Source organism: Halodesulfovibrio sp. MK-HDV (assembly GCF_009914765.1).
GTDB lineage: Bacteria > Desulfobacterota > Desulfovibrionia > Desulfovibrionales > Desulfovibrionaceae > Halodesulfovibrio.
Window position 1 is genome coordinate 1 of the sequence record NZ_WYDS01000043.1, and the last position, 5,331, is coordinate 5,331.

The 5,331-nt window shown below is 47.7% G+C and carries 6 protein-coding genes; all 6 read right to left on the minus strand.

Annotation, left to right across the window (positions count from 1 at the left end; genetic code table 11):
• On the minus strand, positions 1–257 hold a 257-nt coding region (locus MKHDV_RS18385; protein WP_160717932.1), incomplete at its 3' end, for a phage protein Gp36 family protein.
• 104 nt (positions 258–361) lie between these two features.
• Positions 362–1,351, minus strand: a complete 990-nt coding sequence (locus MKHDV_RS18390; protein ID WP_160717922.1) for a major capsid protein — start codon at positions 1,349–1,351, stop codon at positions 362–364.
• A 25-nt stretch (positions 1,352–1,376) separates the two neighbouring features.
• The gene (locus MKHDV_RS18395; protein ID WP_160717924.1) at positions 1,377–1,718 is read right to left on the minus strand and encodes a hypothetical protein; all 342 of its coding nucleotides are present in this window, start codon (positions 1,716–1,718) and stop codon (positions 1,377–1,379) included.
• A 9-nt stretch (positions 1,719–1,727) separates the two neighbouring features.
• Positions 1,728–2,600 carry a cell envelope integrity protein TolA gene (locus MKHDV_RS18400; RefSeq protein WP_160717926.1) on the minus strand — a complete coding sequence of 291 codons (873 nt, stop codon included), beginning with the start codon at positions 2,598–2,600 and terminating at the stop codon, positions 1,728–1,730.
• Positions 2,601–2,673: 73 nt separating this feature from the next.
• The gene (locus MKHDV_RS18405; protein WP_160717928.1) at positions 2,674–3,945 is read right to left on the minus strand and encodes a phage minor head protein; all 1,272 of its coding nucleotides are present in this window, start codon (positions 3,943–3,945) and stop codon (positions 2,674–2,676) included.
• The coding region (locus MKHDV_RS18410) for a DUF935 family protein (protein WP_160717930.1) at positions 3,938–5,331 on the minus strand (1,394 nt) is incomplete at its 5' end. The genes MKHDV_RS18405 and MKHDV_RS18410, both read right to left, overlap by 8 nt.

The window sequence follows — 5,331 nt, forward strand, 5'->3', positions numbered from 1 at the left end:
TTGTCATTCCCGCCCTCTTTCTTGACTGCCGTAATACCGCCAACCGCCTCATACGCCGCCATGACAATCGCCATCTGCTTAATAGTTTCGGGCACGTCCTGAAGCGGAAGCACATAATGTTGGCGCAGCGTGTCATCAATGACTCGGCTCACACTTCCCATCTTTCTTTCCACAATTCCCGGCGTGACCTTGTCTGCTGCATCAAGGTAGCCCTTCGGGATAACGTCGTATAAGTTAGCTAACTCGCAATAGGACATGCTCATTTCTCGCGTTTTGAACTAGTTTTGAACTAGTGTTTATACAGTAGTGCGCCCAACGCTTCGGCAGGCTTGGTAAAGCCCGCCCAGAAGCGATATGGGCTTTACGCCAACACGGTAGCCTTAATTGTAGCTTTGGGAGCGACAGCAGGGAGGGGTTTGGATTCGCCGATAAGCATATATTTGCTTGGGTTATCCATTTTAAGTGGCTTTACAAACATAGGCATAGCTTGCAGATTGGAATCTAGATCATCAATAGGACCGTAAAATAAGGCGGTATTGCCCGTAGCAATCATGCGGATTTCTTTAGGCGCAAGCTTTGCCTTTACGGTATCGTTTTCTGGATCAGGATATGTTTCTGCCATCTTTTTAATTTTGTGGCCGCCCAAATTAATAGAGCCATCATCCATAATTTTCACAGGAATTTTCGGCTTATCTGTAGCTTCAATGAGTGTGAGAATAGTGGTAAATGCAAGCACACCCGCAAACGTAACTTTTTCTCCACCATGCCCGGCCTTGTCGAGCTTGCTACTCATTTCTTCCAACGTCTTGTAAATAGACATCATGCTTGCATCAGCATGATTCCATTTTTCCTGTGCAGTAGTGTCGTACGTAAGCACGGCACCATATTGCACCGTGTAGGTTGCATAACTTCCGTTAGATTCAAGCAATGGGTAGCTAATACTTCCATCAAACACAGCTTGTGCACAAAGCACGGCAGCAGTAAGGCGTGCAGTTCTACGAAGAGCAAGCTGCTTACGTTCTGCCCACTGTTCCAACGTAGTAGAGTTAGCCAGCTTTAAATTGTTAAGCGTCACACCATCAATATCGTCATGAATACGGACGGGAAGCGGCTCTACGTAGGTATTAAGCGTAACATCACCACGTAGCGGAATAGAGGCCGCGCCGCGATGTACCACCGGAACAGCTCCGACAACCTGCTGGATATCTGACACCGGAATTACCGGGGACTCTACAGTCTGCCGTACTTCTGGCGGAAAGAGCGTATCCATGACTACGTCTTTAATTATTGGCGCATTCTGGAAACGCTTAGCGATTCGTACCGCTGTAAAATATGGTTTTAAATCAAACATAATTGTCCTTCTTACTTAGTGCTGCTTACTCGCAGTAAATATGACGTTCTTCGAGCTTCACTGTAATCGCAGCATCAAGGGCAGCATTATCTTTAACCGTAACCAACTCACGCTTAACACCGCCCAAAACACAAAGGGTGACACTTACGTCGTCTGCGGCTGCGGCCTTTGTTGCAATGCCTTTCACAGCTAAATCGCCTGACGGGTCAAATTCAATTGCCTCGGCACTGCTCATTGCAGCAATGCCGCCAAAAGGAATCACTACCCCTGCCTTTTTAGGATAAGTGCGCACCACATGCGGTCCGCTGCCAGAAATTACAATTTCTACAGTGTATGAATGCTGTACTGATGCATTATGCTTTCCCATAACAGCCTCCTAAAACTTTCCGGCAAGACCGCTTAGGTCTGCGGTTTCACCACCCTGCTGTGGATTGGTATCAGCTGCAGAGAACTCAAAAAGACCATGCTCTTTGCGGCCTTCAACCCATGACCAAAAATGATCGGCCAGCGGCTTTTTACCTTCACCTGCGCTAAAACTGATGTCATCACCACCTTCCAAAACCTTGGCGAACTCAGCTATCTGCTCTTTTTCTGCGGGCAGCACTTTGCCTTCGGTAATCAGCTTTTCCACTTTGGCGGCACGAGATGCAGAAGCCTGTTCTTCAGCTGTCTTTGCAAGCTTCCCTTCTGCTTCAGCTCGGGCTTGGGTTTCCTTTTCCCGTGCGGATTCAGCCGCTGTCTTCGCGTCCTGCTCCGCTTTAAGTTTTGCTTCAAGATCAGCAATCTTTTTGTCTTTTTCGTCCATTGTTGCCTGTTCCTCAGTTTGAAAATTTGCAAACATGAGCGCCCCATCTTCACCTTCTGAAAGTTGAATGCCACCAAGCCCGTCAATGGCTGGTGCAGCAGCACCAAGCAGCCCTACGTGCTTAAGCTTCCAAGGCTCTCCAAATTTAGGAGGAAAAACGGAAATACTCTTGCTCAAGTAGCGTCCACTATAGACTTCATTTTTCAACTCGTCGGGAACTGAGGCATATAGGGCAAACAAAATGTCACCCTCCCGTTTAAGCTCTGCAACATGCCCAAACGCTGGGTCTTCCACTTTAGGATGCCCTTTAACCACTGGTGGCTTGTAGGTTTCCGGAACAAAGCTTTTAACCAGCTCGTCCAGTTTTGATTTTGTGATCGTCACCTGCTTACCGGACATGGCGGTAAACGTGCCAGTGCGTGCAATCTTATCCCAGTTCTTCATAGGTACTCCTCAAATATGATCTCGCAATAAAAGAAATGCGCGTTAACACACCGTGTTAACGCGCTTAAAGTTATTATTCACGATAAAGTAGTATTCCTTCTCGCTGCCTCTCTAGAGATTCCAGCCTTGTCTTTTTGTTTCCGATGTTCGGCGTAAAAGAAGCTGCACCTGACCACTTGCGGCCGTTCACCAGATTAAAAATAGCGAATCCTCCAGCTTTGCCATCTTCCCCGGCAAACACTCGTAGCATCCGCAATACATGCGCAGGCTTTCCTGCAAGCATTGACGGCACTTTCCAGACTTCAAACGGCCTCTTGATGGTTCTGGCCAATAGCTTCAGGTACTGCTCGTGTCCGGAGCCTTTTACTTTCCACTTACCTGTCTTTTTATCGATAAACAGGTGCTTGTTGATAACAAGAGGATGCCCACACGGAAGTGTATGCAGGATTGAGCCATCAACATCGGACAAGCCAAATTCGTTTAGAAATGCTTTTGCGTATTGCTCTGAAGCTAGCCCTTCGGAAAGTAGATCAGCATCTACCACGGGCAAAACATGACGGTCACCAAGCTCATGTAATGGCGGTTTACACGCGTCTCCTTTATGCACAGCAAACTCAACAGGAGTGCGGCACATTGTTGTTCGCACTGTTGATACCAACTGAGATTCATCTTTAAGCTCAGACGCTGTAAGCCCTGCGTGCCATTCCTTTCCGACATTGGTAGAAAAACCTGCATCCGGCTTTGGTCGTACTGGAGGAAGTGGTTCACCTGTAGTTGAATGAGTGGCGTGCACAATATCCGGCATATCCTTTTCAGGCTTCAGACCACGCTTACGCATCTGAAAATCTGACAAAGTCTGCACCGAACAACGACAAGCAAAGCCATTAGGCGGATAAAACGTATCCCAAAATTCGTGGTCATGCGGATAGACTTTTCCGTGTAACGCCAAATGATCTAGACGACTGCGGTCGTCACCCACGGCAACATATCGCCAATACGGGCGACTTTTAGCTGCTCGTTTCATTTGAGAATAGCGACCTGCCATATAGGCGCTCTGAATATTGGTGCGGTAAATGTTTGCAAGTTGCCACGGGCGCAGCGTTGCTTCTTTGGCTACATCCGCGACACGCTTTTTGAAGTCATTAAAGGTCTCGCCATCTTCAATGGCGTTGCCTATTGCGGTCTGCATAATTGCCACCTGATCTGCACGTGCAAGACTACTCACTGCGAAGGCACGAGAACGAGCTTCATCACCCATCTGTTTAAATTCACCACTTGAAACGGGAACTTTAGTTTTCCAATAAGCAATTGCCTCGGCAGGAACTAGCGCAATAGGTTTAATCATCGCTATTACCTGCTGCATATTGCCCATACATAGCAGCACCGTTTAACACTTCAGACATAAACGCGGCCTGCTCGTCCTCCGTCATATCTTGCGGAACAAGCTCTTCCAACAAGAGCTGCATATCTTCCCAAGACTCCGCGTTTTCAGCTGCCGCCTGAACTTGCCGCATAAATTTCTCATTTTGGGTGACAACATCTGGCAACACACTTTCAACAACTGTATCTATCTGCTGCTGAAATACGTCCGGCTTTGCTTCTTCAGGAGCTGCAAAACTTTCTTCTTTCTCTTCATGTTGCTTTTCATTGTCTAGCGTACCTTTTTTCTTGTTCCTACCGTGTAGCTTGCCTACCCCGGAGTCCTCCTCTCCTTTCAGCGTAAATTCTTCTTCAGCCAACGCGTACTTTTGTACAAAATGCTGCTTTTTAAACGACACTCCGAGAGAAGCTAGCCCCTTATCCAGTTCAACACGTTCCTTGTAGTCTTCCGGTTCTATGTAGCTAAATATAGGGCTAAATGCAGAACGAAGTCGTTTGTTCACGGCGTCAAGCGTATTGACCTTAGTGTACGTCCACGCGATGTTGTTCATTGCAGTTACAACTAGTTGTGCGTCAGCTGCTGCGTAGTCTTCCAGAACGCCATAGTGTGTTTGAGCTGCTGCATTTGAATGCCCGCTGCCCATATCACTAGTCAGTGTTTGCCCTTTAAGGACTTTATTTATGGCCTTGTCCCAATGCTGTACGTAGCTGCTGTGCGCTTCGCCCTTTCCTGAAAATTGAAGCGCCTCAACCGTTGCACCACTTGGAACAACCGCCACGGCATCCTGCACCATTGATGCAAGGTTAGCCGCCATAGTATTCATCTCTACCTGAGTAGCATTTTGTCCGGCTGTTCCCAACATCCAAGGTTGTCCAAACTTCTCACAGAACCGAGTCCAGAACTCTATCCCACCACGCTTAAAGGCCACTGGCCATAAACAGCGCGATAACAAACGCAGGCCATACGGGTTCTTGTATGTAGAGAAATGTCGCACCAATACAAACTTGTACGGATGCACGGGGGCAGGATTAGAGAAAAATTCACCATGGAATTGTAGTTGATTGGCATCGTTAAAAGTAAACCACTCCACGGGCTTTGGTTCAACTTGCACCAGCTTCAGCCGACCACCATCTGGCGCAAAGGTAAGTTCTATTGGCGTCATACCGTAATACGGCGCATCAAGAATGCCGCTAAACAACACATCCATATCGATATCTTCAAGATCACGAACAAGACTGTCACACAGCTTCACGGCCTCTGCTTCAGGTTCTGCTCCTGCAGGTGCACCCGGAACAAACTGATACTGGCGCTTATTCAGCGTCATGAGCTTGCGTCCCTGAACTGCCTGCG

Excerpts from the sequence above, each read along its gene's own strand:
- MKHDV_RS18405 (WP_160717928.1), bottom strand. The coding sequence starts at position 3,945 with ATGATTAAACCTATTGCGCTAGTTCCTGCCGAGGCAATTGCTTATTGG.
- MKHDV_RS18390 (WP_160717922.1), bottom strand. The coding sequence starts at position 1,351 with ATGTTTGATTTAAAACCATATTTTACAGCGGTACGAATCGCTAAGCGT.
- MKHDV_RS18400 (WP_160717926.1), bottom strand. The coding sequence starts at position 2,600 with ATGAAGAACTGGGATAAGATTGCACGCACTGGCACGTTTACCGCCATG.
- MKHDV_RS18395 (WP_160717924.1), bottom strand. The coding sequence starts at position 1,718 with ATGGGAAAGCATAATGCATCAGTACAGCATTCATACACTGTAGAAATT.